Annotated in this window: 27 protein-coding genes; 13 read left to right on the plus strand and 14 right to left on the minus strand. The window is 66.1% G+C overall.

Features of this window, described 5'->3' with window-relative positions; translation table 11 throughout:
• Positions 1-421 precede the first annotated feature (421 nt).
• From NN4_RS33070 to NN4_RS33085, 4 genes are all read left to right on the plus strand, one after another.
• Positions 422-961 (plus strand): hypothetical protein, encoded by a 540-nt coding sequence (locus tag NN4_RS33070; protein ID WP_147139598.1) that lies wholly within the window; start codon positions 422-424, stop codon positions 959-961.
• 25 nt (positions 962-986) lie between these two features.
• On the plus strand, positions 987-2,780 hold the full coding sequence (locus tag NN4_RS33075; RefSeq protein ID WP_147139600.1) for a relaxase/mobilization nuclease domain-containing protein: 1,794 nt from the start codon (positions 987-989) through the stop codon (positions 2,778-2,780).
• Between the two features lie 352 nt (positions 2,781-3,132).
• Positions 3,133-3,417: a hypothetical protein gene (locus NN4_RS33080; RefSeq protein ID WP_147139602.1), complete on the plus strand. Its 285-nt coding sequence runs from the start codon at positions 3,133-3,135 to the stop codon at positions 3,415-3,417.
• The gene (locus NN4_RS33085) at positions 3,410-3,940 is read left to right on the plus strand and encodes a hypothetical protein (protein ID WP_147139604.1); all 531 of its coding nucleotides are present in this window, start codon (positions 3,410-3,412) and stop codon (positions 3,938-3,940) included. The genes NN4_RS33080 and NN4_RS33085 overlap by 8 nt, the downstream gene beginning before the upstream one ends.
• Positions 3,941-4,010: 70 nt before the next feature.
• Here the strand turns inward: NN4_RS33085 and mobF are convergent, their stop codons facing one another.
• Both mobF and NN4_RS33095 read right to left on the minus strand, forming a co-directional pair.
• Positions 4,011-8,723, minus strand: coding sequence for a MobF family relaxase (mobF, locus tag NN4_RS33090; RefSeq protein WP_186818753.1), 4,713 nt, complete (start codon positions 8,721-8,723; stop codon positions 4,011-4,013).
• Positions 8,724-8,946: 223 nt separating this feature from the next.
• Positions 8,947-9,156 carry a hypothetical protein gene (locus tag NN4_RS33095; RefSeq protein ID WP_147139607.1) on the minus strand — a complete coding sequence of 70 codons (210 nt, stop codon included), beginning with the start codon at positions 9,154-9,156 and terminating at the stop codon, positions 8,947-8,949.
• Positions 9,157-9,388: 232 nt separating this feature from the next.
• On the opposite strand from NN4_RS33095, the gene NN4_RS33100 reads away from it, so the two are divergent.
• Positions 9,389-10,288: a phenylalanine 4-monooxygenase gene (locus NN4_RS33100; RefSeq protein WP_147139610.1), complete on the plus strand. Its 900-nt coding sequence runs from the start codon at positions 9,389-9,391 to the stop codon at positions 10,286-10,288.
• Between the two features lie 51 nt (positions 10,289-10,339).
• Here NN4_RS33100 and NN4_RS33105 read toward each other — a convergent pair whose 3' ends face one another.
• Complete coding sequence (locus NN4_RS33105) at positions 10,340-10,585, minus strand: hypothetical protein (RefSeq protein WP_147139612.1); 246 nt, start codon at positions 10,583-10,585, stop codon at positions 10,340-10,342.
• 79 nt (positions 10,586-10,664) lie between these two features.
• Between NN4_RS33105 and NN4_RS33110 the strand changes: the two genes are divergently transcribed.
• Both NN4_RS33110 and NN4_RS45320 read left to right on the plus strand, forming a co-directional pair.
• Complete coding sequence (locus NN4_RS33110) at positions 10,665-10,904, plus strand: hypothetical protein (protein ID WP_147139613.1); 240 nt, start codon at positions 10,665-10,667, stop codon at positions 10,902-10,904.
• A gap of 66 nt (positions 10,905-10,970) precedes the next feature.
• Positions 10,971-11,135, plus strand: coding sequence for a hypothetical protein (locus NN4_RS45320; RefSeq protein WP_186818755.1), 165 nt, complete (start codon positions 10,971-10,973; stop codon positions 11,133-11,135).
• A 365-nt stretch (positions 11,136-11,500) separates the two neighbouring features.
• On the opposite strand, the gene NN4_RS33115 is transcribed toward NN4_RS45320, so the two are convergent.
• From NN4_RS33115 to NN4_RS33125, 3 genes are all read right to left on the minus strand, one after another.
• A complete protein-coding gene (locus NN4_RS33115) occupies positions 11,501-11,704 on the minus strand; it encodes a hypothetical protein (protein ID WP_147139615.1) in 204 nt (67 codons plus the stop codon).
• A 480-nt stretch (positions 11,705-12,184) separates the two neighbouring features.
• Positions 12,185-13,360 carry a hypothetical protein gene (locus tag NN4_RS33120; RefSeq protein WP_147139617.1) on the minus strand — a complete coding sequence of 392 codons (1,176 nt, stop codon included), beginning with the start codon at positions 13,358-13,360 and terminating at the stop codon, positions 12,185-12,187.
• A complete protein-coding gene (locus NN4_RS33125) occupies positions 13,357-13,644 on the minus strand; it encodes a hypothetical protein (protein ID WP_147139619.1) in 288 nt (95 codons plus the stop codon). The genes NN4_RS33120 and NN4_RS33125 overlap by 4 nt, the downstream gene beginning before the upstream one ends.
• 951 nt (positions 13,645-14,595) lie before the next feature.
• Between NN4_RS33125 and NN4_RS45325 the strand changes: the two genes are divergently transcribed.
• The gene (locus NN4_RS45325; RefSeq protein WP_186818754.1) at positions 14,596-14,763 is read left to right on the plus strand and encodes a hypothetical protein; all 168 of its coding nucleotides are present in this window, start codon (positions 14,596-14,598) and stop codon (positions 14,761-14,763) included.
• Positions 14,764-14,793: 30 nt separating this feature from the next.
• Here the strand turns inward: NN4_RS45325 and NN4_RS33130 are convergent, their stop codons facing one another.
• Positions 14,794-15,471, minus strand: coding sequence for a DUF1889 family protein (locus NN4_RS33130; RefSeq protein WP_147139621.1), 678 nt, complete (start codon positions 15,469-15,471; stop codon positions 14,794-14,796).
• 237 nt (positions 15,472-15,708) lie between these two features.
• Here NN4_RS33130 and NN4_RS33135 point away from each other — a divergent pair, with 237 nt between their 5' ends.
• Entirely contained in the window at positions 15,709-15,942 is a 234-nt protein-coding gene (locus tag NN4_RS33135; protein ID WP_147139623.1) for a hypothetical protein, read from the plus strand.
• A gap of 50 nt (positions 15,943-15,992) precedes the next feature.
• Positions 15,993-16,298: a hypothetical protein gene (locus NN4_RS33140; RefSeq protein WP_147139625.1), complete on the plus strand. Its 306-nt coding sequence runs from the start codon at positions 15,993-15,995 to the stop codon at positions 16,296-16,298.
• Between the two features lie 824 nt (positions 16,299-17,122).
• On the opposite strand, the gene NN4_RS33145 is transcribed toward NN4_RS33140, so the two are convergent.
• The 3 genes from NN4_RS33145 to NN4_RS33155 form a co-directional block, all read right to left on the minus strand.
• Positions 17,123-17,791: a recombinase family protein gene (locus tag NN4_RS33145; protein WP_147139628.1), complete on the minus strand. Its 669-nt coding sequence runs from the start codon at positions 17,789-17,791 to the stop codon at positions 17,123-17,125.
• 180 nt (positions 17,792-17,971) lie between these two features.
• On the minus strand, positions 17,972-18,289 hold the full coding sequence (locus NN4_RS33150; protein WP_147139630.1) for a winged helix-turn-helix domain-containing protein: 318 nt from the start codon (positions 18,287-18,289) through the stop codon (positions 17,972-17,974).
• A complete protein-coding gene (locus NN4_RS33155) occupies positions 18,286-18,720 on the minus strand; it encodes a hypothetical protein (protein ID WP_147139632.1) in 435 nt (144 codons plus the stop codon). The genes NN4_RS33150 and NN4_RS33155 overlap by 4 nt, the downstream gene beginning before the upstream one ends.
• A gap of 267 nt (positions 18,721-18,987) precedes the next feature.
• Here NN4_RS33155 and NN4_RS33160 point away from each other — a divergent pair, with 267 nt between their 5' ends.
• Positions 18,988-19,731, plus strand: a complete 744-nt coding sequence (locus NN4_RS33160; RefSeq protein WP_147139634.1) for an RNA polymerase sigma factor — start codon at positions 18,988-18,990, stop codon at positions 19,729-19,731.
• A gap of 305 nt (positions 19,732-20,036) precedes the next feature.
• Positions 20,037-20,246, plus strand: a complete 210-nt coding sequence (locus tag NN4_RS33165; protein WP_147139636.1) for a hypothetical protein — start codon at positions 20,037-20,039, stop codon at positions 20,244-20,246.
• Positions 20,247-20,393: 147 nt separating this feature from the next.
• Here NN4_RS33165 and NN4_RS33170 read toward each other — a convergent pair whose 3' ends face one another.
• The 4 genes from NN4_RS33170 to NN4_RS33185 form a co-directional block, all read right to left on the minus strand.
• The gene (locus tag NN4_RS33170) at positions 20,394-20,867 is read right to left on the minus strand and encodes a WKL family lipoprotein (RefSeq protein ID WP_246181211.1); all 474 of its coding nucleotides are present in this window, start codon (positions 20,865-20,867) and stop codon (positions 20,394-20,396) included.
• Positions 20,868-20,921: 54 nt separating this feature from the next.
• Positions 20,922-21,452, minus strand: coding sequence for an MTB12 C-terminal domain-containing protein (locus tag NN4_RS47200; protein ID WP_503826346.1), 531 nt, complete (start codon positions 21,450-21,452; stop codon positions 20,922-20,924).
• A gap of 90 nt (positions 21,453-21,542) precedes the next feature.
• A complete protein-coding gene (locus tag NN4_RS33180; RefSeq protein ID WP_246181212.1) occupies positions 21,543-22,079 on the minus strand; it encodes a hypothetical protein in 537 nt (178 codons plus the stop codon).
• A 582-nt stretch (positions 22,080-22,661) separates the two neighbouring features.
• Entirely contained in the window at positions 22,662-22,922 is a 261-nt protein-coding gene (locus tag NN4_RS33185) for a hypothetical protein (protein ID WP_147139643.1), read from the minus strand.
• Between the two features lie 174 nt (positions 22,923-23,096).
• Here NN4_RS33185 and NN4_RS33190 point away from each other — a divergent pair.
• On the plus strand, positions 23,097-24,331 hold a 1,235-nt coding region (locus NN4_RS33190; protein ID WP_222595213.1), incomplete at its 3' end, for an AAA family ATPase.

A 24,331-nucleotide genomic window follows, 5' to 3' on the forward strand; every position in this document is an offset into this window, starting at 1 on the left:
TTATGGATGTGCGCTTTGGGCCCGAAATTGCGCGCACCCGTTCCCCACACGACGCGGACAGTCCCGGCGCAGCTCAGATACCTGTCGCCCGCCAGCCAGCCAGGCCTTCTGTCGACTTTGTTGCCCATGGGCAACACCACCAGAGGCCGCAGCGGCCTTCGGAGCACACCGCATCAAGGGAGGCGTGGCCAGCAGAGCCGCCCGGATGCCGGAAAGCTCTGCGCTGGATCGGCCCCGTGTCTAGTCCCGTTCGAGTCTGGTTGCGTCGATCTTGTTCCGGTACTCTTGTGAGTCAGCCCCTGCGGAGCAAGTTAACACTTATCTGTGATAAGTGAGGAGTCCTCGCAGGGGCGAGGTTCCACCCGGTGGCGGGTGGTCGTTGCACTTGGCTGGTTTTCGGGTCGGATGGGAGGTGGTCGGGATGGTCACGGAGGTGGCGGACGGCGGCGCGGCGGCACTCGTGCCGAAGGTGTCGGCACGTCGTTCGCAGAACATCGCGCGGGCCCGGAAACGCAAGCGGCAGCAGGCCATCGTGGGGGAGAAGAAGCGGGTCGAGGTGACGATGGCGCTCGCGGATTACGAGCGGGTGCTCGTGCCGGCGGCGGCTGAGGCGGGGATGACGGTGCCGGCGTATCTGTTGCAGTGCGCGCTGAACCCGGTGAGTGTTCGTTCGGAGGAGGGCGGGAAGGCCAGCGCGAAGCCGTGGTTGCCGTGGCCGAAGCGTCAGGTACTGCAGGGGATTTTGTTGTCGGCGACCAATGCGATGGACACGATCCGGCTGCGGTACTTGGCGCACATCGGTGCTGGCTTGGATGGGTTGATCCACTCGGCGCACGTCACCGGTGTGCTCGATTCCGCCGAGCTGGACGAGGGCATCGCGCAGCTGCGGGCCGTGATGACCGATCTGTCGGAGATCGCGCAGCAGATCGAGGACTTGGCCAAGGACGTGGCGCGCAGATGAGCCCGCACTGGGCCACGGGGGCGCGGTGATTCCGAAAGTCCTGCGCGGGCAGAAGCTCGGCGGGCTGCTGGTGTATCTGCTGGGCGCCGGTGAGCACAACGCGCACTCACAGCGTCACGTCATCGCCGGGTCGCCGACACTGATGCGCGACGGCTGGCTGGCGACCTTCGACGGGGACAAGGACAAGAAGGCATCGCGCGACACCGCGCTCGCGCTGGCGCGGGAAATGGACCTGCCGCGCAAGCTCTACGGAACACGGGTACGGATGCGCGCGCGCCCGCAGGCGTCCGCGCGCGGTGGTGGAGTCGATGTCGTCGAGCGTCCGGCGGCGGGGGAGAAGGGCGTGCTGCGGGACGCACCGGTGTGGCACTGCATCCTCGCGCTGACGCCGGACGAGGAGCTGAGCGACGACAAGTGGCGCCAGGTCGTCGAGGATTTCATGGGCGAGATGGGGTTCACCGAGACCGACGAACGCGCCGGCGCGCGGTGGGTTGCTGTGCGCCACGGACGTTCCGGTGAACACGGCGACGGCAACGACCATGTGCACATCGCCGCGAGTTTGGTCCGCGAGGACGGCCAGAAAGTCGACACCTTCGACTACGGGCCAGGTCACGCCCGCGGCGACTGGAACCGGGCGCAGGAGGCGTGCAACACCCTCGAACACCGCCACGGGCTGGTAGTGCTCGAGTCCCGGGAGTCCGGTGGCGGGATGAGCGGGAACTCGCGCGCGGAGATCCAGCGTGCCAAACGCGAGGGTCGGCCGGAGACCGAACGCGAGATGATGCGCAGGTTGGTGCGCACCTACGCGGCGGCGTCGAAGACCGAAGCGGAGTTCGTGCGCCGTGCGCTACGCGACGGGGCGGTGTCGCTACTGCCGTTCTACGACGCCGGGGACACGACCGTCGTGCGCGGCTACTCCGCGCAGATCCGCGCCGGCGACGGGCACCGGGGCCCGCGCCTCGGTGGCAGCAAGCTCGCCTCGGATCTGTCGATCGTCGAGCTGCGCAAGCAGTGGGACGACACCCCCGAGGCACGAACGGAGGCGCTCACGGAGTGGACGCGAGCACGGGGGCTGGCCGATACCGACCGTGAGGCGCGGCGTATCGAGGACCCTGCGCTGTGGAAGCGGATCTCGGCCGAGGTCGGGGACTGGAACAAGATCCTGAAGTCGATTCCGCCCGAGAACCACATCGAGTGGGCACAAGCTGCCGGTCGGGCCTCGGCAGTATTCGGGGCGTGGTCGCGACGCGTCGAGGGCGATCGGCCCGGCCCGTTCGCGGCGGCCGCCGCCGAGCTGGCGCGTTCGGCGCAACCGGTTCGCCCGGTCCGGGGTCCGCGGCCGCGCGCGGACCGTACACAGACCGGGCTGCGCGGTGTGACCACCTTCCTCGTGCAAATGGCTCGCATCGGGGGTGACCCGGCAGCGGGGAATCTGCTGTTGCTGCAGCAGCTGATGCGTGCGATCGAGGCGATCGCCGAGGCGCACGCGGCCCGGGGAGAGGCTGAGCGGGCCAAACGGCTGACGATGGTGCTGCGTCAGCAGCTCGTCGACGTGCACCACGGTTACGCGGTCGCCTCCGGTACCTATCGGGGTCCTGCGGTCGGCAGCGCGGAACATCGCGAGCATCTGGCGCGTCAACGTGATGGATGCGAACCGTGGGCGTGGGTCACACCGGCCCGGTTGCTTGTGGCGCCTGAGCTCGCGCCGCAGCCACCGAAACCTGCAGCCCGGCCGACCTACCGCGAACCGGACCGGCCCGCCTACCTCCCGCCGGAGGGCCCGCAGCGCGGTGGCCCGGACCGTGGGCGCGGACGCTGACACACCCCTTCGCACTGAGCAGGCTGACCAGGCGTTACGAAAGTCTTGCGCCTGGTGCCCGCACAGTGCGTGACCTGGGATTGAGCGGTCCTCCTGTGGGCCGTGAAACCCTTACGTGAAACAAGCCGCCTTCTGGTGCGTATCTGCGCTTGAGCTGCGGTTATTACTGGTTTCCAGTAGCGGATTGCGGGTGGTGAAATCTGAATGCTATTCTGGCCCTGAAGGGGACAGTTGCGTCCTCACCCCACCCCAGTCCCCCCGGCTGGGGTTTTTTCGTCTCAACCCCCAACTTCAACACAACCCCAAAGCCCCCAGCTCAAGCTGGGGGCTTTTTTTATGCGCGGAGGAACCCTTGTCCACGACCATCCCGCTCTGCTCGGCCGTCACCTCGCTCGCATCGGCCGGTGTGTCGCCGCTGCTCGCTCTCGCCGTCTCCGTCACCGTGGTGACGATCGTTGCCCTGTGCCGAACGAAGAAGGAGGATATTCCCAGGGTCTTCGAGGCTTTTGCCTCCGCCTTCGGGATTCATCGCCATCCGGATTGCTCAGGTCCTGAACGGGGTGGCGATGCCGAGGAGCCCACCGATCCTGTGCAGGACGAGGAGAGGGGTCGTTCGGAGGAGGGACGACATGGGTAAGCGGTATGTCAACCGGGATCCAGTGATGACCCGGGCAACGGACACGGTCGACGGGATCCGCTTCAACGAGCTCTTCAGAAGGGTTCTGGAGACGCTAGGCCCCGATGATGCCTCCTTCGTCAGGCGAGTTGCCAGTGGAGAATCCATGGTGCAGATCGCGCTGGACGATGGGATCCCGCCACGGGCTGTGCAGCGCCGTATGGACAAATTGATGAGCAGGCTTCGCCATCCTTCGCGGTCACAGTACTTCGGCGACTACCTCGATGATGATTTCCAGGGGATGTGGGCTCGAAATTCAACTTGGTCCGAGCCTGGTGAGGGGCGCTGGTGCGATCGACATGAGAGGTGGGGCGCATCTCTTCCTGCCTCCCAGCTCACCTGTGAGGTCTGCCCATGCGAGCTGCCGGTAGGCCTGTTCGGTGAGAGTTTGTTCGGTCGGCCGCGGGTCTATTGCAGCGACGCGTGCAAGCAGTTTGCCTACCGCCTCCGTAAGAAGAAGGAAGTCTCCCCGTCGACGTCGTGATGTGAGCAGCGGGCCGTAGCTCGGTCGAGCGCGGCGAATGCAGTGCTCGGGTCTACGCCCGACTGGCCGTCTACATCTCGATGCCGTGGTCTTGGCTGGGGCCGAAATCCGGGAGCTGGTGATAACGCCACGTGTGATCACGTGGTTGGGTCTGCTGCTTCGGGGTTTTCACCGCTGCGGTGATCGGTTCGTGGGCGGGGTTGTCCTGGTGGTGGATCTCCTCTCGAGCGCGGTCCTCGATCGTGCGCTGCTCGGCGGTGAGTGTGCTGCGCCGCTGTTGCTCGTCGAGGACTTCCTGGACGCGGGCGGCTTGATGGTCGGCGCGAGCCTGGCCTTGTGCTTGTCGGCGGGCTTCGCCTTCGACGCGATACTGGGCGTCGGCGAGAGCGGCCTGGCGAGTGTGCGCGTCGGCGGCCGCGGTGAGCGTGTAACCCCACATGGGGGCGGTGAGGCCGGTGGCCTTGGCGGCGGACTCGGCGACGAACTGCGCGACGGTGAGCCGCTTTTCGAGCGGTTCCAGCTCGTCGCGGGCTTCGTCGACCTCGGCCTGGGCGGCGGTGCGGGCACGGGGACGCCACTTGCTGGTGTTGTCGAAGGCTTGCTGTCGGGTGAAAAGCTCATGCCTGGCTTGGCGGGTTTGTTCTGCGATGAGTTCGGCGTGCGCGGCGGCAGCTTGAGCGAGGCGGATCGCGGCCGTCCGCTTGTCGAGGCGCTGGTGTTGCTGGCGCAGTTCATCGAGCTCGCTGGTGGCGCTGCGGCCGATGTGGTCGAACCAGTACGGGAGGCCGTGGTTCTCGTGGGATTCACTGCGGCGCAGCGACAGTTCGATGTCGAGCAGGTTGTCGGAGAGCTGGCGGAGGTGTTGTGCGGCACGCAGTTCGGCGACGGTTGCGGCGAACTGTTCGTCGGCCTGGTGTTCGTCGAGGTCGGTGCTCATGCGCCAGCGCAGCGCGGCTGCGGGCTGCTCGTCGGGCAGTGCTCGGTCCGTGACGGCGTCGCGGGCGGCGGCGGGGATGTCGAGGCCGGCCGCGGCGGCGCGGGTCCATTCGGTGGCGAGCACCGGCCAATACGGGTCGGTGAGCAGGCGGGGTTCGAGGTCCGCGCCGAGGTGCTTCCATCGGCGTGTGTCGCCGTCGAGGTGGCCGAGACGGGCGGCGACTCGCTCGTCGAGCAGGTGCTGTTCGCGGCGTTCGGCGGCCGGGAACTGGGCGGGCCCGGTGAGGCGGCGGTCGTGGTCGGGGATCGCGTGGGCCGCCCGCCACACGGCCAGCTCGGCGGTCAGCACCGGGTCGGCGTCGGCGAGGCGTTGCGCCCACAGCGGCGGCGCGGTGCCGGTGCGCCACTGTCGCGTGGTCGTGGTGACCGCGTCGACCAGGTCGGCGATCTCGCGGTTGCGGGCGTGCAAGTGTTCACCGAACTCGGCGTCGTCCCGCAGTGCGGGCGGGATGTCGGGCAGCCAGCACAACGGCCCGGCCGTGGTCGAGTGTGTGCCGGTGGGGTCGATGCGCCAGTCGAGCACGGCGGCGCGGTCGTCGGCGGTGTCGAGCTCGCGGACATTGACGGCGTCGGTGAGTGCCTGGATCGGGTCGCGGCCGGTCAGCGCGAGCAGACCGAGGTGCTGGCGTAGTACAGGCCAGGCGTCCTCGGCGGTGAGGCCGGGCACCAGCTGCTCGGCGGCCGCGGCGAGAGCGGCCTGGTCCTGCTCGCTGATGCGGTGGTCGACGGCCACGCCGAGCGCGTCGAGGTAGGTGTCGACGGCGTGGGCGAGGCGCTGGTGTGGATCGGCATCGTGGCGGGCTTGGGTGGTGGCCGAGGTTTGGGTGCCGTCGCGGCCGAGGATCTCGGTCAGCATGTCGACCGCGGTCCGGGCGTGCACGGCGGTGTAGGTGTAGGCGGCGGCTTCTTCTCCGGTGCCTGCGGTAGCGAGGTAGAGGTAGTTTCCCGTGCGGGCGCGGGTGGCCAGGACATAGAGCTGGGCGCGGGATTCGCGGCCGGTGAGTACGCCGTGGCATGTGTCGACCGTGAGCCCTTGCGAGGAGTCGATGGTGTTGGCGTAGCCGAGCTGGATGTCGGCTCGCACATAGTCGGCGGGCATGGTGACCCGGCGCCCGGAGTCGAGGTGGGTGGCGGTGATCCGCCCATCGGCGTGCACGTCTTCGATGTGCCAGCGGTAGCCGTTGCGGACGTGATCGGTGGCAGAGATGCGCAGGCGGTAGTTGTTGCGGCGGGTGACGATGATGTCCCCGGCTGAGGCCGAAAGGCCGTCGGCGAGTTCGGTTTCCGGCCCGTGCAGGCCTTCGCGGGCGAGGCGGGCTGTGCGGGCCCGGCGGTTGAGACCGGCCACCAGCTCGCGTGTCGGTGCGAGCAGTGCGGTGTCGAGCCCGGCGGCGCGGTCGGCGTCCCACGCCGCGAACGCCTGCTCGGCGACGGTGCCGAGGGTGCCGACCCGGACACGGGAATGGTCGGTGTAGTAGGCGATGGCGGCCGGGTCACCCTCGCGCAGGGCGAGGGAGGCGGCGCGTTCGCTCGGGTCGGCCATGCGCATCACCGTGGTGAGGGTCGAGGCTCCGGCGGCGGTGACGATGTCGCGCACGACGCCACCGGCGGCGACCGAGGCGAGCTGGCGGTCATCACCGACCGCGCGTACGCTCGCGCCGCGTTCGAGCAGCCATGACACCGCCGAATCCAGTTTCCGGGTGGGGGTTTTGGCGATTTCGTCGATGATGACCAGCGTCTCGGGGCCGATCCCCTGGAGCCACTGCGGTGCGCGGGAGGGTTCCAGGGTGCCGGTGGCGAGTGCGTCGGCGAGGGTGACGAGTACGTCGATGGTGACGCCCGGTGTGCCGATTTCGCGGCCCAGGTGCGCGGCCGCCGATCCCAGTGGCGACATCGCGAGCACGTTGCCGCCCTCGGATGTCCATGCGCGCGTGAGGGTTTGCATCGCGGTTGTCTTGCCGGTGCCGGCGGGCGCGATGACCAGCTGCAGGCGGGCACTGGATCCGGCGAAGTCGCGTACGAGGGCTTGCTGGGCGGGGTTGAGGGTCTGTCCCTGGTGGTTGGCGGCGTACTCGATCAGCGCCGCGTCGACGGCGGCCGCGGTGATGGTGCGCCCGCCGGTGCGCAGGCTCGCGTCGACCAGGCGCGCTTCGGCGGCCACGATCGCGGGCGAGGTGTGCAGCAGCGATCCGGCGGTGGTGTAGACGCTGGTGCCGTCATTGCGGGTCCACGCCGCGGCGTCGGGCACGTGTTCGGGGGTGCCGCGCGGGGTCGAGTGTGGCGGCGTCAGCGCGGTATCGATGACCCGGTCGACCAGGGTGTGCCATTGGTCGGGGGCGATCTGGCCGCGTAGCTGGCGGTGGGTTTCGGCGCGGATGTGGTGTTCCTGCCAGGTCGCGCGGGTCTCGGCGACGGTGTCGACGACGTGGGCCGCGGTCGCGGCGATCCACGCGTCGGTGACCGTGTCCCGGTGGGGCAGTTGCTGGTTGAGCATGTCGGTGACCATGGCAGCCACTGCATCCTCACCGCCGAGTACCTCGACCGCGTCAGTTCGCCAGTCCAGGCGCTGTTCGGCGTGGGTGCGGGCGGCGGGCTTGCCGGTGCGGGTGCGCAGCGTGGCTTCCTGACCGAGATCGAGGAGTTCGTTCGGGGTCGGTTCGCGGCCGTGGTCTGCCTGGAACTGACTCGCCAGGTCGGTCAGTTTGTCCTCGATCGCGGCCGCACGCTTGGACCACACCCGCAGCAGATCGGTTCGTGCGCCGACGATTTCGCGGATCGGACGCTTGCCGGTGGGCGTGATCTCGGCGAACACCAGGCCGAGGGACTGCTCGAGGTAGTGCTCCAACCGGGTGTTGTAGAGCTCGGAGGCGGCGACGTTGTGGCGGTAGATCATGCGCCCGTCCAATGAGCCCCACTGGCCGTCGAGGCGGCGGACTTTGTTCGCGATGACGACATGCGTGTGCAGATCCGGGTCGCCGGCGCGGCTGTCGCGGTGGTCGAACATGGTCGCGAGCAGGCCCTCGACGTCGACTTGGCGCACGCTGTGGCGTCCCACGCGGGTGTAGACGGCGTGAGCTTGCAGGTACTCGAGGGCGTCGCCGATCGCGGCACGGTGAGCGGCCTCGATCGCAACGCTGATCTCGCGCGGCGCCAACGCCCACAACGCGCTCACGCTCTTGACCGGGCTGAACGTGAGGTCGTACCCGGCGACGGCCTTCGTCGACGGACGAGAGGCTCGCGCGACCCAACCGGACAGCTCGCGGTCATCGCGTGGTGCGCGGCCGTGTTCGTCGGCGAACATCCGGCCGGCGACCTCGGTGCGGATCCGGGTCCGCTCGTCCTCGGGGATCGGCGCGTAGTCGACCGTGCTGCGGCCGCTGTTGTAGTCGGCATAGGCGTCGGCGCATTGCTGGCGGTAGCTGACCTCGGAAGGAATGTAGTCCCCGTACGGGCGGCCCAGGCGGGCCTGCTGCTCGGCGAACCGCTGGGCGTCTTTGGGTTTCGCGCCCAAGCGCAGCTGCTCGGCCTTGGCCGCGCGGATCATCGCGAACGCGTTCGGGTGCAGGCCGTGTCCGATCAAGGCCCGCATCTGCGCCTCGGTGACCTGCTCACCTGCCTCGATGCCGACTGCCGCCAAACCGGCACCCCACCAGCGGCCAGGGGATTCGCCGCGCTCGCTGTAGTAGCCGGACAAATCCTGCGTTCCGCGGTCGTTGGCATCGTTGGTCGCGACGGAACGCATGTAGTACTCGTACCCGTCGCCACTCGCGATTTTAGCCAGCGACATCACCTCATCAACGGTACGCCCGCACCAAAAAGGCGTTGTGCGTTCGTTATCCAGGGAGCATGAGGTGTGACGATTTCGAAAATATATGCGCAGATAGATGGGATGCGGCGTAGTAGCAGTAGTGAATGCGGTGGGCTGCGGCAGTGCGAGCGTATGAGCAATTTGCCGATGAAGTGGGCGGATGACTGAATGCAATTTAGTGGGCCATCCGCCAGTCGTGTGGCTAGCTCGTGGAATCTGGATGCCGCGCGGTCGGGAACTGACTCTCGTCGTAGTCGTGCACCTGCTGCCAGTAGCCCGGCGCGTAGAACCGGGCGTGCCCGCCCTGCTGCACCGTCAAGATCGCGGCCTCGTCGAAGCTGTACCGAGCGTCTCCGGTGAAGGCGAGCCCCTGGGGGACCTCAGGGTCATTGAGGTACACGGTGAATGTCATGCGGGCAGGCTATCGGGTTCTTCCCGGGTTGCGCTGGCGCCCAACGAAACCCACTCGCATTCCTAGGTAGACCGGTCTGGCTCGCAGGCGGGTGACGGCCACTGGTCAGCTCGCCGCTGAGATGCGCCCTCCTCTGCCAGGACTTACGCGGGAACACGCATCCGGCTAGGCAGTTTGCCAAGCTGGGTGCGGGTTTGTTGTCGACAGCTCCGAGCGGTGATTGCATCGGGGCATGTTCACCGAAGCTCAGCTGTACTCACCGGTGACCCGGTCCGGCGACGGCGATGTGACCGTCCACCTGAGCGAGGAGCACCCCGGCGTGCACGACCCGGATTACCGGGCTCGTCGCAATGACATCGCCGCGCTTGCGCTCGATTACGCACCGGGTAAACCCGTTCCGCAGATCGCCTACACCGACGAGGAACAGCAGGTCTGGCGCATCGCCTCGGCCGAACTCGCTCGCAAGCACCAGACCTACGCCTGCACCGAAGTGCTGGACGCCGCAGCACACCTCGCACTCCCCAAGGATCACATTCCGCAGTTGGACGAGGTATCGGCAGCACTGATGCCGCTCACCGGGTTCCGCTACGCCCCGGCTGCGGGACTAGTACCGCTGCGCGAGTTCTTCGGCTCGTTCGCGGATCGGACCTTCCACTCCACCCAGTACATACGGCACCACTCCGCACCGCTGTACACCCCGGAACCCGATGCCATCCACGAGATCATCGGGCACGCCAATCAGATCGCGAGCCCGCGCTTCGCCGCCATCTACGAGGCGGTCGGCGCGGCCGTCGGCAGGGTAGAAACCGACGCGGCACTGAAGTTCCTCGCGAATGTCTTCTGGTTCTCGATGGAGTTCGGTGTGGTCCGAGAGCAGGGCGAGGTCCGCTGCTACGGGGCCGGATTGCTGTCGTCCTATGGCGAGATCGAGGAGTTCCGCCAGGCCGACCTGCGCCCGCTCGACGTCGCCGCGATGGGCACCGCGGTCTACGACATCACCCACTACCAGCCGATTCTGTACTGCGCCGAATCGATCGCCGAGATCGAGGACGTGATCGGCGGCTTCTTCGCATCGATGGACGACGACACCCCGGAACAGCTTCGGCATTCGAGTGCGGCAGGCGCCCAGTAGGCGTTGGCCTTGGTCGGCCGCTCGTCGTCCCTCGAGAGCCACCCAGACGGATTATGTCGCGAGGGCGATCTGATGTTCCGGTCGGACGGTCATCAAATACCCGCCCGACACGCCGCCCCTGCATGAGACCAAGTACGCCACGACCTGGCTGTCGTCGGCCGGATTACGGCACACGGTAGCGATGGTGCCTGTGTGCTGAACCGCGTCAGGATGGTTCGCATCGAGGGCGCGGCCGTGGCTGTCGGCGTACCAGGTCACCGGGTCGCCCCGATGGAACTCGCGTTGCTGCTCGCTCATGCGTTCGAGCATGACACGGGTCGGCCATCCGTCGCATACTGGTTGGTCTATTTGCACTTCAGCGACGAAGGGCGTGCCGATGCCGCTGACCGAGGCGGACGCAACTGGTGGGTGGTTGCTGCATGAGCACCCAAGTCAGGGCCTCATGCTCACCCGGCAGCTGAACCGGCGCCAGCTCACGGTGTGGGAGGAGGACGGGCGGCTGTACCAGTTCGTCGTCGAGAGCAGCACCACGATGTTGAAATGGGGGCGGCGCAGCACTGTCGCGGCGGCGAAGGCCGCGGCGGAGAAGGCAGCCCGGCCACCCGCGGCTGAGTGACCGGCACCAATCCTGTTGAACATGACACGGCATGGACTGGTCGGCTGATCGGGATAGTCTGCGGGCGTGGTGAACGAAGGTGATCGAGTCCGGATAGGAACCAGCGGTGTCTCGGTGTTCACGGTCGTCGACATCGAGGACGATCGGGCGGTCGTCGAGTCGGTAGAAGATGCACCGGGTCGTTATCCGTGGACCGTGCGGGTGGCCGATCTCGTACCGGCCGAGGACTGACAGCCCCGCGGTAGGCACAGCCGCCATATGGTTCGGGTTGCCCACCGCATCAAAACGTTTCGCGAAGCCACTGCGCCGGGGTCTTCCGATTCCGGGGCACGAGGATGAGGGCGGCGCGTCCAACTGCGGCCTGGATGTCTCCGGTGTCCACCATGAGGCCAGCGACCGTTGTGATCGCACAACTAAATAGAGCTTTTCATGCCTCTGACCTGGCCCCTCGTTGTGTTCCATGTCAAGTAACGGGTAGTGTCCAGGCGCGTACAGGGAATATTCAAAATGGAGCGTTCCAGCGGAAACTTCCCTTGTAGAAACGGATGAGGCCGGACATCGCGCCTCTAACGCAACGTCCGGCCACACCCGGTCTGCTAGCGATCGTTTGCCCGGCTAAAGCGTCGATCGTTTTGCAGCAGCCACAACGCCAGCCCGGTGACTACGGTTACCGGGCTGGTTGGGTCTTCGACCCAAAAGGGCAGGACAACCTGCACCAATCCCAGCGCCGGCCTCGCGATGTCGATCCAGTGCTTAGCGCCGTCCCCGTCGTCGGACGGGGGCTCCTCCTGGTCATCCATGTAGTGGATGCCCTCTCAATCGCGGTCGACCGGAACCTTGTCCGGCGACCTGTGGTGAACACCGGACCGAGATCCGGCGCCACGCCGTTCGCGGCGAGGTTCGAGGCCTGCCCCGGGGAGGGAGCGGGCGGCGATTGATCGGGCCGAACGCATGTCCGACCGGGAGTGAGGGAAACCCTAGCGCAGCCCCCGACATGCCAACCTAATCAAACTGCTGTTACCCGCCCTGCCGACTTTTTGTTGGCTGGGGGCTTCGAGGCGGGAACAACACGGTCGACATGTTCCGGCATGTGCAGATATGCCGTGGCATGACGCTTTCGGACGCCCGTGAGCAGCAGCGACAGCGTGCATTGTGACGTAAGTCATGTATGGCGTTGTGGTTGTTGACGTCCTCCAGGAACAGGTGGTGTTGCAGTCGATGATGGCGATGGTGAAACGCGGACATGGTGATCCGCCAGGCGTGCATTGCACGCTGCTCTTCTAGTGCATGGCGGCCGTTTCTCGCAGGGGCATGGTTCTGGCGGCGGTTTCCATGAGGACCGCCGCGAGGGCGAGTGCTCCGGCGAGGATGGCGCCGGCGGGTGCGCCGCCGGTGGTGATGATCAGTCCGCCGGTGATGATGCCGAACCAGGCCGCGACCACGATGGTGACGATGGCTCGGGTGCTGATGAACGGGGCGGTCCAGGTGGCTTCCATCGTGGCGAACCACATCGGTGCGGCGGCGAAGATGATGAATCCGGTCAGCAGTCCGATGAATGCCAGCCCGATCGCGTGCCAGGTCAGTAGCCCGGCACCGGCCCCGAGTAGGGCGGAGACGGTGAAGCGTTGTGGCGCAACCGTTGCTGGTAGCTTCCCCCACCAGGGGAACACCCCGACGAGCAGGCCGATCAGGGCCAGGGTGAAGAACACCGTGTACATCGTCGCGGTGCGCGGGGGTCCGAGGAACATCGTCGCGGCCACCGGGTAGAGCGCGACGACCATCAGTACCAGTACGTCGCGACGGAACCGGCCGGTCCGCGGCAGCGTCCTGGCCGAGAGCGTTCCTTGCTTGTCGCCGATGGTGTAGACGATGTTGATGTTCCCGCCTTGACGTTCGACGGTCGGGACATCCACGGGCATCCGCGCGCCGGCACCGCCGAAGTCAGGGCCCACCCATTGAATCCGGGGCCCGCGCATCACCTCCTGGATGTAGTTCTCCGCAGCGAGTGACATCTCGGCATCTGACCGCCCGTCCCGGCGGAGGCGCACCTCGGGGACCTGGCTGGAGGTTTCCAGGCTGGCGCGAGGTGCTGGCGCGATGGGTAGTCCGCTGAGTTTCGTCCAGATGCGCAGTACCGCCTGGATCTGGTCCTCGGAGAGGCGGCAGCCGCGCAGGAACGCCTCGACCTGGGCGCCATTGCTGGGTAGCGCGGTGTTCTTCGGGGAGATGAAGTGATAGGCCGTGCTGCGCGGGATGCCGGTGTAGGCCGCGACCTGGCCGGGGGTGAGCCCGGAGGCCTTCTGGATACGGCGAAGCAGCGCGATGAACTCGGTCGGGGTCTCTGCGGCCAGCACCAGCCGGTCGCGTCCGGTGGAACCGGCTGGGGCTGTGGCCATGGCGCGGCGGCGCTCACCCTGGGCAGGCCGGCGTCGTTGCGTCTTGCGGTTTTGTTTCATCGGGGCTCGTTCCCACCGTTGGCAAGAACGCTCAGCGCGCGAATCATCTTGCGCCCGATACTGTCCCCGGATCGTGTCGGGACGACGCAGGCGACGATGCCGGCCACGAGCACCAGGGTGACCGTGGCCGCGGCGGCAGGGGCGATACCGTCCGCGATCAGTATCGAGACGGTCACCAGGCCGCACAGAACGAGAAAACAGGTCAACGTCACTGCGGGCCAGGTCCACGGCGACGACGGATGAACGGGTGGCTGGCCGTTATCGGCACGGCCTTCATCAGGCATGACGGTTACTCCAAACACACGGGCTGGCGCGACGTTCGGACGCAACCACAGGTGCTGCTCGACGCCCGACCGGCCCCCTCCACCGGCAGCAGGAGAAGACGAAACGTCAAACGTCGAGCAGCACCGCGGGCGACACGCACACCGCGATAAGGGGGCACACAGTCGAGGCTCCGAAGGCTAGGCAGAGGGCTCGCACCGCTGGTCGGGTTGGTCCTCCCGGCTGGCGATGTCCCGGGGCAAGCCCGGAACTGCACCATGCATCATGCCGCGCGGTAAGCGGGGTGGCGAGGCTGAATGTCCGAATACGGTTGCATTCCTCGCAATTCGTGTCCATCGCATACCGGTCGGTGTTGGTCACCACGGCGATGGAACGGCGTCCAGGAGGGATGAAACGGTGACCGAGGGTGTCTAAATCGCTGTTCAACGACTGTCTGGCGCTCGTGTCGTTGGACGGAGAATGAACCGGTCCATGACCGATGACCAGGATGCACCTTGCAACTTGGTGCAAGTTGGCGTGTGTAGTGCCCAGCAAACTGAGATAGACGAGTACCGGAGAACTACAGTCGAAACCCGACGGCCTTCAAATACGGATTTCCTTAATTCCAAAAGTTGATTCGTAACGTTAAGCCGTTAAGAACCCCGAGCACACGCAACTGGCACACAGTCGAGCACGGGGCCACATCGGCAGGACCTCCGCTTGGTCCCGGACCCTGCCACAGCCGGAAACCTCAGATCGCTGGAAACGGCCGGTGGACGACTCGTCCACCCGCTCTGGGCGGCGGTCTGAGGTTTCCGTCCTCTTACTTCACCGCGCCGAGCTTCCCACCAGCTAACTGCTTCGCGTCCGGAGCGCGACGGCGAGGCGCTGACGCGAGCGGGCGCCCTCGACACGGCGAGGCTGATCCCCTTCTCCTCACACTCGGCACCTACCGACGCGGCTACGGTCCGTTCATGACGAACAGCCAGCGGATTACCCAGGAGCGCGCCGCCCGTATCCAGTCCGCCGCGGACCGTGATCCGCGCAGTGATTCCGCCCGCTCGGGGTTCGCGGCGCGGGCGCAGTCCAGCGCCGATAAGGCGGCGCATCGCGAAAGTTCGGAGCTCTCCGGCCGCCGATAGCCCACATCGCAGTGGTTATCGGCCGAGGCCCTATCGACGATTGCGCGCGGACTCTTCCCAGACTGTGACGACATCCGGGCGCAGCATCGGATTCTTGATCCGCATCGGTTTGCCGTTCACGGTCCGATCCGCGTGGACTCGAACGTTTTTGAGGTCATCGAGATCCATGCCCGCCGCCGCGCCGGCGGCTTCGAGCGCCGGGGTGTTGAGGGCGTAGCCGCCCTTGTGTAGCGCGACGAGGACCTCGACAAGCCTGTCGCGGCCGTAGCTGCCACCGAGACCGTTGTTCAGCGGCACACCACGCAACGCCTCGACGATCACCGGGTCGGGCACGACCTGGTCGGTGGCATCGGCGGCCAGGTTCACCCCGCCGCGGGCGTAGACCCATCCCTCGAAGGCGGGATCCGAGCTCCACAGCACCACCAAGACTCGTTCATCGTCGGGCATGCCGGAATCGACGATCGTGTCGAGCTGACGCTGGTCAGGGTGCACCACGATCCGCACTGGCTGGCGTTCCCCTGTCAGCCGGACACGGTCGGCGATCCAACTCAGCATGACCTTTCCGGCCTCGAAAGAGCCGCTGGCAGGCTTTATGACCTGCACAGACTCCTCGGACCCGAGGAACTCACACACCCGCGTAGTCACCGTGGCGTGTGAGTCGTAGCTGGGCGACCAGTCCATCCACCGAAGAAACGCCCACTGTGTCATGGTCTGATCCTTCCACCCGGCACCGACAAGGACCGCCGCGCGGTCCCGGCAACGAGTCCGTGTCAAGATCCGATGCGCTTGTTCCAGTTGCCGGGCAACAGATATAGAGGCTGACCACAAGATCCGTCTCTGTCCTAACCTTTCGGATCCGTCGTCTCAGGGGTACAAGCGGGGTACAGATCGATGGGGGTCCAATTTGTACCCCTCGGCGTACGCGGACAGCACTACCTTTCGCGCATGCTCAGATCCGAAGGAACCGTGACGGCCACCGCTCGACCGCCCGAAGACTATTACTTTCCTGTCAGTTGGCTGCTCACGGCGGCAATAACGTTGGTGAGCATGGTTGAGGTATTCACCGGCACCGGAGCGTTGCTCGGCAGGATCGATGGGCCCACCCGGTGGCTGGAGGACGACAGTTTGGTGCGGCTGGCCGAGCTTTGCACCCTTGATGCCTACGGTCCGCGCCCATGAGGAATCCGCACGAAAACCGCCGTGGAGAAGCAAGCTTCTACGTTGCGGCTGTGAAAAATCGACCGAACCCGAAGCAGGCCAGCAACTCCGAGGCCCTACGCTGGACTTGGCCACTCACCGTGTTGATCAGCCTGCTGGTGTTGATGGCATTGGTGTTCGCCGTCATCCTCATCGTTCTCGGCGTCCATCCCGTCGCGGCGACCGTGCTCGCCGTCGCGGCCGTCGGCACCATCGTCTCCTGCGTGGTCCCACAGCGATCCGGCGGTTGGGGAACAATCGGGCGCCGCGCGCTGCGAGCCCTCGGCACGCTGGCTGGGGCCGACTCCCCCACCAACCGCGGCGACGTCGACCCCTAGGCGCTGGTCGACCCGCACCGGATAACCGGAATCTTCTGTCGCACAACAAGATCGAAAGAAGATCTGTCGGTGGCCACCGTCATACTTCGTGGCTATGACTTCTCACCGAGTACGTGCGCATCTACGGAATGGACGGCCCGTGCGGGCGCATTCACGTAGGTCACGAGGGAGTTCCTCGTCACCGCTGGGATTCCTCGCTGTCGGCGCGGTCGCGGTCTTCGGCATCATCGCCACCGCCGCTGGAGGAGGCTGGTCTTCTAACGACCGGCCATCCTCGCCGACGACTCCGCAACCGGTCGTGTCGGCAACATCCACTGCGACGCCCGGAGAAAGCGCCGGTTGTTTCCCCTTCCAGGTTGGCTGCTGACTCAACCTGGACGCGCACGCCTCCGGTTCACCCATACCGCAGACCGGGGGTTAGGCCGGAATTGGTCCGGCGCACCGTCGGGGGTGGGGGATTCCCCCCACTCGAGAAGGGGGGATTCGTCCCCCTCCGCGTGTGCGAACGGACCTACCGTTCGCACATGCTCAGACCTGAAAAGACTGCGGAGACTACCACTCTCAAGCTCCGAAGACTTTTACTTTTCTATCAGTCTGCTGCTCATCACGTCCATAAGGTCGGTGAGCATGCTTGAGGTATTCACCGGCGCAGCAGCGGCATTCGGCGGACTCACCTGGTGGTTGCGGCACGACGGTCTGGTGCGGCTGGTGGCGGGCCTCGTCGCGGTTGCGCATTCTGACCCGGGCCGACGCGCCGACGCGCTCAAGGTGCTTCGTTGCATCGGACGCCGTGCGTCAACACGGAACGGCACCACACGGGAACGTCAGCTGCCCAGCTCCGGGTCTGGCAGGCGACGGCCTTGACCGAGTTCGGGGATGTGTTTGTAGAGGGTGCCGCGTGAGACGCCGAGTAGCCGAGCGATAGACGCCACGGATTCGTCGGGGCGGGTGAGCATTGCGCGGGCTTGGCGGATCTGCTCGGCGTTCATCGCCGGTGGCCGGCCGAGGCGTTGCCCGCGGGCCCGGGCGGCGGCCAGGCCCTCGTTGGTGCCGTCGACGATGAGCTCGCGGATGAACTCGGCGAGTGCGGCGAAGACGTGGAACACCAGGCGGCCGCCGGGAGTGGTGGTGTCGAGGGCTTCGTGCAGGGACCGGAATCCGATGCCGCGCTTACGAAGCCCGGCCACGATCGAGATCAGGTCCTGCAGGGAGCGCCCGAGGCGATCCAGCGACGGCACGACGAGGGTGTCGCCGGGACGTAGGTAGTCCAGGCACGCCCAGAGTTCTTCGCGCTCGGCGTTCTTGCCGGATTTCTTGTCGGTGAAGATCCGCTGGCATCCGGCCGCGGTGAGCGCGGCGACCTGACGGTCGAGCAGCTGGCCCTTGGTCGACACGCGGCCGTAGCCGACGAGGGCACCACCGCCACCGATCGGATCGAGCGCATCGCCGTCGAGGGCGAGCGGGTCGGCGACATCGAGCGGGTGCTGGGTCATGTCCCGGACTGTACGAGAAAGGTCCGACAGGACTTGTTGAACACCAACCGTTTTCGACACGTTTGTTGAACACCGCATCGGCAGGGTCGTCCTGGAGATTCGGTCCGGCCGGGCCGGTGTTCAACAAACGAACGTTTTACGACACCGCAACGCGTGGTAGGCCGTGTGGGCACCGCTTGATTAGCGCGGCCGGTCGGCGGCGGCTTTGGCAGCGGCCGCGGCGATCTGTTGTAAGGCATGCAAGTGAGACTGGAGGGCGGCGTGTCCGCCCGGTGTCAGCGACAGCCAGGTCCGCGGTCTTTTGCCGACGTAACCTTTGTGAATCTGGATGTATCCCAGCTCTGACAGAGCTGTCGCGTGTTTGGACAGGTTGGACGGGGTGAGCTCGCAATACTCTTGTACGGCCTGGAATTCGGCGGTGTCGCATCCCGACAGGTAGCTGGCCAGCATGAGGCGTGTGGGGGATTGCAACGCCGGGTCCAGCGGCGGCGTAGTCATCGCCGCTGCCTGGGCAGCAGGTATCGCGGTCTGCGTAGCACGGCGGCAGCCACGACTCCGACCACAACCCCCAGCCCGAGATAGATCCAGCCCATTCCGGGCCCGGCGCAGATCGCGATCGTGAGCAAACTCAGAGCGCAGGTCAGCAGCGTCGTCAACGCTGTTCGCGCGGGCCCGCGGAGCCCGGTCAGTCCTCGTTGGCGGCGGGCCCGCACGGTCAGGCCCACTGCGCCGGCCGCCAGCGCGACCGCGCTGATCCAATACGACAACTGGATGAGCCCGTTAGCGGAGTGCTGGCCGCTCAGTGCCACAGCGGCGCCGATCATCACCGCGCAGGGCAGGGCGATTCGCGGCGGGAGGGTCGGAAGTGCCGCGGCGCGGTAGGCGGAGTCGGCGGTCTGCAGCTGTTGTTCTGCTTCCATTGGATCCATACCCAGCATCATGGCAACTACTTTCCATTTTGGAAAGTACTTTCTCGGTATTCACGCGCGGCCTGGCGGGCTCGCGACTCGGCTGTCGCGGGTTGTCGATCATTTTCTGAACACCAGCGGCTCGTAGCGATCGTGACTCGAACGGCCCAAAACCGTTCCGGCAGCACGGTCATCAATCGCGTGCAACGCTGCGGGGGCATACCGGTGTGTAACGAGTATCAAGCGCCAAATTCACCTTGGGCGCGCGAGACTCACGCGAGGATAGTGATGCCGAAATACCTTGAGTACCCGAAGTACCCGTACGGGGTCGACCCGAAGCTGACGCTTTCGGGTCAGCAGCTGGCCGGGCAGCTCTACGATCCGTCGGTCGCGACGATGCTCGCCTGGCTCGCCGCCGGCGAGGCCGCCGCCCATTCCCGCTACGGGAGACTCTCCCAGGTGGTGCTCAACGTCGCTCAGACCGACGTGGGTCTGCGGGAGGACATCGCCGTCGAGACCTTCGTGCGTGCTCTGCTTCCTTTCCTGCGTCGACTCGACCGCGGCGACTACGAGGAGAACGGCGGCGCCACGCTCACCACGTTCTTCATCGGCGCCTGTCGCAATCGCATCGGTGACGTGATCCGCTCGCACCACGAGCGGATCATCGAGCTGCGTGCCGACACCAGCGATCTGCTCGACCACCTCCGCAACACCGTCATCGACGACACCACGGTCGACGGGTTGGAGCTCGCCCGCGATCTTCTGCCCCTGGCTCCCCGCAATCTTCGGTCGGTCCTGCTGCTGGTGGCTTACGAGGGTGTAACCCTCACCGAAGCCGCCAAGAGAGTGGGGGTCAAGCCCGCTACTGTCCGCTCGCAGCTGCTGCGCTACAAGCAGCGGATCGCCTCGATGCACTTCCGGGGGGTCCTCGAAATCCCCGCCGACACCGGACTCGGCGACTGGGCCAGAGCCACGACCGAGAAACGCCGAATCGCCGCCGAAAGCCGCAAAAAGGCACCGGCGGTCGACTGAATGAGCTTGTGCACCAAGCGATTCAGCCACGGCGCGCGGCGTGAGAGAGTTCGACTGAAACATTCTCAATGGCGGGCTGCCAACCTTGCTTCCGCTGGATCGCTCACCCCGAAGGTCCACGGACACAAGGAGACCCGCATGAGCCCAACGATCACCGCCCGGGCAGCACACCTACCCGCCCCGGAGGAACACGGGACACGCCGGAGGGGCCCGCCTCGATGGCACTGTCCCCGCCTGTGCCACCAGGCAGGGACAGCAAACCCACCTCAACTCCGCACACCAATGACAGATCATCGAGGCAGAAAATGACTGTAACCAACCCGGTGGAGCAGCCGCCCCACCCCAGCGAGAATCCGCGGCCTCCCGCCAACGACCAGGACAAGAAGTCCCGGCGGGTGTTCTTCGCCGCGGCCATAGGCGCGTTCGGCGGACGCACCATCGCCGACCTGGGGACCGACGCCCGCAGGACATGGGGGCCGAAGCTCAAGGACTGGTTCGAAAGCTGGTTCCAATAGCGCCCTGCACCCATATCGCCCGACCCATTGACAGCCGAAGTCCATGGGTCGGGCGATATCTGGTTGGCCATGCATGGTGCACCAGCCGACCTATGACCGGTATGTCTGGTGGCTGGTGAACTGTCGGATCGTTCGGGGTCGTCTTCCCTACGGACACGCCGGAGATTGGATCTGCGCGAGGTTGACGACGATGCTGCACGCCCAGCTTTTCTGCAGTTTCCACTTACCCGAGTCGAAGACAAGGGGAACCGTGCTGGGGTTGTCTTGCCCGTTGACGGTCAGAATCACGTTCGCGTTCGCGACGCCAGAGCCGAACGACTGAACGTCGGTGACAGTGACCTTCACTCCAGCGTTCCTCGCCACTTCGGCGGCACGATTGATCAGCTCCGGATCGGCTTCTGATCCCTCCACCAGATCCGCCTTCTCCGAGGCAGGGATGGTGGGGTCGAGACCTCGCTGCAGCATCGCGTTGAGTTCCTCAACGGTAGGGGCCGGCGGAGTCGAGTCCTGGGGTGCGGAGGAGGTGGTCGGGGTAGGTGCAGGGCGGTCAGGGATATCGGAGCCGCACCCGGTCGTAATGAGTGCCAGGGCCGAGACCGTGCTGACAACGAGCAGGGTCATTCGGTGTGTCACGGTCTCGGGCCTTTCAGGCATCGTTGGCAAGCAGGATCGCGTTCAGCAGGACGGTGAGGGCCGGCCTACGGCTTCGAGCATGGCGCACGCCCATGCTTTCTCGATCTTCCAGGAGGCGCCGTCGCGGACGAACGGAATTTCACCCCGGCCGGACAGCGGTGCGCCGTCCACCGTGGACGTCACCGAAGCCACTACACGAGAGGTGTTCGACGGCCGAACGTCGACGACCTTGTATGCGAAGACAGCAGCATTCGGGTGGGGGTCGGCGAGCTGGATCTCGGTCTCCGTGCCCTGAACGGTCCCGCGGCGTTCGGCAGCTTGGGGCTTCATCGCCCGCGACAGTACGGCGTCGAGGTCAGCGGCAGAGGGAACATCAGGCGCTATACGGCCCGACGTATTCGGCACCGTCGAAGAGCTGGGAGGAGCAACCCGTGGTGTCGTCTGGCTGGTGCTTGTCGGTGCTGGTGTCGGAGTACTCGTCCCGGGGTCAGCTCCGGCTACGACTACCAGGCCCACCCCCGCCCCGGTGAGTGCTACCGCGATAGCGGCAGCCCTTACCTTGTGAACCGTCATCAGTGTGCTTCCTTTCGACTATTCACGATAACCCTCGCGAGGGTCGCCACGGTCGACGTGGCTATGGTTGAGCAGGGTCGATCAATTTGGTCAGTCACAGATGTAGGTGGCGCCTGGCACTCCGCTTGTGATGGCAATTCTTCCGCACTCGAAATCCTGAATGTAACTCCTGAAACCATTCGAGCTTTGTTCCCACTCGTCAGTTTTGGGATAGCGCCACTTGCTCCGTTCGTAGCCATTGTTACCCCACGTCTGTAGGATCATCCCCCAAACGGGATGTGCCCCAGTGTAATTGCGCCAGTAGATGATGCCGCGGTCACCGAAGTGACTGCGCTTGCCATCACCGTCGGGGTTGGTCAGCTCGTCCGAGGTGGGGCAGCCCAGCGGACCGCCGAGTCCGCCCTTGTCGATCCACTTCCTCTCGATCGCGCCTCCGATGAAGTAACCGCACACCTCCCCGGCAGAAGCCGTGGGCGCGGACAGTGACACGCCACCGGCCACGACCGCCGCCACCGAAAGTACTGCCGCACAACGCTTCATGGCCTTGCTCGATCCACTGACCACGCCGTTACGAATCTGACGATGACCAGCCTGATTCTCCGAAGAGTTGTTATCTAGGCGATCCATCAAAACCCTCCCCATTCGTTTATAACTCAGAAAAAATGCGGCGCATGGGCGAATTTAATCCAGCCAGTAAAATGGAGAACTTCCCCCTTTTAGAGTGCTGCCCCGCCCCTCTGCGAGATTCATGGGATCACGGTGAACCGCATCGGTGCCAGCGATCTCGACTGGAGATCAACAACTGGGGAAGCGACCGCCCCAGGACTCGCCCCGTGCCGTACACGCCGAGGGCCTGGTCGCTGCGCGCTCTCGCGCGCACAGCTCGGCCGGAACCCAACCGCCTGGCGGGGTTCCCGCTTGCTCCTCCTATCGCGATGCAGGTCCCGGATGTAACCACGTGGCCCATACGCGGATAGGGGCGTGTATGGGCAGATAAGGGCAGCCTCCCGCTGCATCAGAGCCAGGGGCATCTGCCACGTCGGGATCGCCCGACCACGTCCAGCTCGCGCCAGTCACCGCGAGGCTCGCGGAGCTGGAAAACGAACGAGTTTCCGAACACCGCGACCTGCCGGAACGTCCGGCTGTGAGCGGAAGGTGTCCGCGTTCGGCTGGCGGTCGTTTTTCGAACGCGGTAATGCCACCCTCCTTTCATCTGGGGTTGGCAGTCGTAGGTGGCGCCACAGCGATCTCGTTGTGCGGCAGCGGGGTCTGCTGGGTGGTGGGCAGTTGGGGGACGGTGAAATTCTCGGGCGGGCTGGTGGTCAGGGTGATCAGCACGATCAGCAGCATCAGTCGGCGGAACCGGTGGGGACTGTTGAAGAGCCGGTCGAGAAATCCCCAGAATGTGAGTGGCGGTGGCACGGTGCGCGGGGTCTTTCGGGGTCGGCGGTAATGGTTCATGCTCGACATGCGGTTCTCCTGGTGAGGACCCGAGCGAGGCTGTGGCGGTGCGGGATCGGAGGTCTTGGGCCGCCGCGGTCTCGTGTGCGCGGGTGCGAGTGCTGTCACCGGGGTGGCGACAGTGTTCACGGTGGGCCGAGCGGGGTCGGTCCGGAAACCGGTGGAGCGGACTGCGAGGACAAGATGGGTGAGGCACCTAGCCTGAAGAAGCTGGAGCAAATCCGGTCCAAGGGCTACCCGACTCCGCTGCAGGAGTTGCTGATCCGGCTGCTCGAGATGGCGGCCGAGGTGGGTTTCCTGCATCGCGAGGCCGCGGCTCTGGTCGAGCCCGGCGGGGTCCCCAAGCTGCACGTCGAAACCGGTGAGGGCGAGTGGGTGGTGAGTTCACGGCTGGTCTCGGCACAGCTCAATCCCCGCCGCGACAGCCCGCGCCCGCCGAGTCCGGAGCTGGTCGAGGCCTTCATACGTCTCTATGAGCAGCGCGGCGGCCCGGACCCGAAAGCGGTCCGCAAACAGATCAACACCCTCTACGCCGCCGCCGATCGCGCCTGCCTAGAGCACAAACGCCTGGCGGCGGTGCCGGTGCCGAGCCGGGCGGATCTGGCAGCACTCGAGCAGACGATCGCCTCGCTGCGTGCGGAGATCACCGCCCGTACCGCGGAGCTGACCCAGCTCCGATCGGAGTCCGAACGGACTCACCGCGTCGACCAGGACCGGGTCGTGGCACTGGATGCCGAGCTCACCCGGTTGCGCGCGGATCTCGAGGAAGTCAGCGCCGAACGCGACGAACTGCGCGCACGCCAGCACGAGCTTTCCGCGGAGGTGGAGCGTTCGCGTGACCAGCTGATCCGCGCCACTGCCGAATCCGATCAGCAGCAGGCCCGCATCACCGAACTCGAAACCACCGGCCCCGCACCGCAGTCCGGAGTCCGGCAAGACCCCGCGCCGGACTCCGCCGGACACAAACAGGTGGGCCAGGTACTGGCCGGGATCGAAGCATTGAGCCGGATCAGGCGAGAGCCCGCGGCGTTGCTGATCGTCTGGATGCTGTTGGCCACCGGACCGGTGATCGCACAGCCCTTGCGCGCCGGCGACGCCCCTTCGATGCGTTGGACGTGGGTCGTGATCGCGGCCTTGGTCTACTGGTTGCCGCTGGGTTATGTCGTGTTCGGCCAGTACTTTCCGGATCCGGGCCTGAGGTTCGTGCGCACCAGGCTGTTGTTGTGGCCCAGCACTGCCGTGCTCGTCGTGGCGGCCGGGCTCGGTGCCCTCGTCGGGATATCGCACCCGCTCACGGTCTCGGTCTGCGTCGGCGTGCTCATCGTGCCGATCTTCTGGCTGCTGTTCGCCGGTGCCGGCGGGCGCCCGGAACTGCTGGGCAACACCCTGATGGTGCGCGCGGGCGCGGTCGTGGCGGT

Origin of the sequence: Nocardia ninae NBRC 108245, from assembly GCF_007990755.1 — a bacterium.
Lineage (GTDB): Bacteria > Actinomycetota > Actinomycetes > Mycobacteriales > Mycobacteriaceae > Nocardia > Nocardia ninae.